2 protein-coding genes are annotated in these 2597 nt (G+C 50.3%); both read left to right on the top strand.

Features of this window, described 5'->3' with window-relative positions; translation table 11 throughout:
• Positions 1-204 precede the first annotated feature (204 nt).
• Entirely contained in the window at positions 205-1749 is a 1545-nt protein-coding gene (istA, locus tag C5470_RS21565) for an IS21 family transposase (protein WP_166291826.1), read from the top strand.
• A 15-nt stretch (positions 1750-1764) separates the two neighbouring features.
• Positions 1765-2517 (top strand): IS21-like element helper ATPase IstB, encoded by a 753-nt coding sequence (gene istB / locus C5470_RS21570; protein ID WP_166291824.1) that lies wholly within the window; start codon positions 1765-1767, stop codon positions 2515-2517.
• Positions 2518-2597: the final 80 nt, after the last annotated feature.

The following is a 2597-nucleotide window of genomic DNA, read 5'->3' on the forward strand; positions in this document are numbered from 1 at the left end:
TGGGTATTTTCATCCAAGCAGATCACCCAATAACATTCATCAAGATCATCTAATACCATCCAACGAGATCACCTAATAACATCGATGGAGATCACTTTTGTGCTCCAATGTTATTGGGTGAGCTCCATTAATGGGATTTTCTCCCTGCTCATAGGTTGTCTTTCACCTATCCTGAGGCTATTTCAACTGACCTCCAGGATGACTATGCCAACGCCGACTATCACTATGAGAAAACTGAAAGAGATACTCCGCCTGAAATACGGTGCTGAACTCACTCACCGGCAGATTGCACGAAGCCTGGCTATTTCGCCTTCCGTCGTCTCACGCTATGCCAACCGCGCTGCTCAGCTGGGGATCACCCAGTGGCCGTTACCTGCGCACTGGAATGACGCCACGCTCAAGCGTGAGTTTTTAAAAACGAAAGTCCAGCTCAGGAAGTACACGTTGCCGGACTGGGCAGAGGTGCATAAAGCGCTGTCGGCCAAAACCGTCACCCTGCAACTCCTGTGGGAAGAGTATGCCGAACGCCATCCGGGCGGGCATTACAGCTATAACCACTATTGCCGACTGTATAAAGCCTGGACAAAAACCCTATCGCTCTCTATGCGTCAGGTGCATAAAGCCGGGGAAAAGTTATTCATTGATTATTGCGGCCCTACGCTGCCCGTTATCAACCCTGACACTGGCGAATATCGTCAGGCCCAGGTCTTTGTCGCCACACTCGGGGCGTCCAGTTACACCTATGCAGAAGCCACCTGGAGCCAGACGTTGGAAGACTGGGTCATGAGCCACGTTCGCTGCTTTGATTACCTCGGGGGGACACCTGTTATGGTTGTCCCTGACAATCTGAAGAACAGTACTTCCCGGGCTTGCCGTTATGATCCGGATATCAATCCGACTTACCAGCAGATGCTGGCTCACTATCAGGTTGCGGTGATACCGGCCAGACCGGCCAACCCCAAAGACAAAGCAAAAGTGGAGTCGGCGGTTCAGGTGGTTGAGCGTTGGATCATGGGCAAACTTCGCTATGAGACGTTCTTCACGCTTCAGGCACTGAACCAGCGCATCACCGAACTGCTTGAAAACCTGAACCAAAAGCCGATGCAAAAACGCAAAGACTCCCGCAAGGCATTGTTCGAGCAACTGGATAAACCTGCGCTAAATCCTTTACCCCAACAATCTTATCAGTACACGCAGGTGAAAAAAGTCCGGGTACATGTTGATTATCATATTGATATCGATAGACATTATTACTCTGTCCCCTATCAGCTGATGCGGGAACAACTGGAAGCGCATATCAGCAACGAATTGGTCACTTTGTATCATCATGGCGAGGTCGTCGCCATCCATCCCCGGCAACGCCACTCTGGTTACAGCACCCAGGAAAAACATATGCCAGCGGCCCACCGCCATCAGGGGAAATGGACGCCAGAAAGCCTGATTGAATGGGCTTCCATGGCAGGAGAGCACGTCAAAGCCTATGTGACCCATATTCTGGAGACCCGCTCCCATCCGGAGCAAGGATATCGTTATGTGCTTGGCGTGATGGGATTATACAAACGTTATGGCTATGCCCGTCTCGACAAGGCCTGCCAGCGTGCGCAGGCCACGGGAATTTATCGGCTGAAAGGACTCAAATCCATTCTCGAAAAAGGACTGGATAAACACGCCATTGTGCCAACACCGGCCTCGGATCCCCTTGCTGAACTTGACCACGATAATGTGCGTGGCAGCCATTATTACCACTGATAAAGGAAATGCCTGATGAATACCTTTTATGAACATCTCACTTGTCTTAGGCTCTCCGGTTTTCGTGATGCCCTGCGCCAGCAAGTTTCGTTGCCTTCTTCGTATAACGAACCGGGCTTCGAAGAACGTCTATTGTTGCTTGTTGAGGAGGAACTGACTCACCGTGAAAACCAGAAAGCCGACAGGCTCATCAAGCAGGCGCACTTCCGGCTTCGGGGGGAACTGGAAGCGTTGGATTACAGAGCCAGCCGGGGGCTGGAAAAATCGCAGGTCAGAAGCTTGTCACAAGGGCACTGGTTAAAACACTGCCAGAATCTGCTGCTGACAGGGGCAACGGGAAGCGGGAAAACGTATCTTGCCTGTGCGCTGGGGCGGCATTACTGCCGCCAGGGATATGTCGTGTATTACTACCGTTTAAAGGGCTTGCTGGAGCTTTGCAGACAATGCCATGGTGATGGAAGCTATCCCCGGCTGTTAAATAAACTGAGCCGTAGTCAGTTGTTAATCCTGGATGACTGGGGTCTGGAGGTACTGACCTCAGATCAACGCAGTGACCTACTGGAGATAGTCGATCAGTTCTATCAACGGGGCTCAGTGTTGCTGGTAAGCCAACTTCCTATTGAGAAATGGTATCAAATGATAGGTGATGCCACACACGCTGATGCGATCCTGGACAGACTGGTTCACGGGAGTATTAAAGTCGAATTAAAGGGTGAATCAATGCGTAAAGTGTGTTCAACGTTGACTGATGGAGATCAGTCAATATAGTTTATTAGCAGGTTCTATGAGTGGGGTAAATAGCGATCTCTATCGATGTTATTAACTGATCTCTTTCATGGTAATACTCA

Origin of the sequence: Photorhabdus stackebrandtii (assembly GCF_011189495.1) — a bacterium.
GTDB lineage: Bacteria > Pseudomonadota > Gammaproteobacteria > Enterobacterales > Enterobacteriaceae > Photorhabdus > Photorhabdus khanii.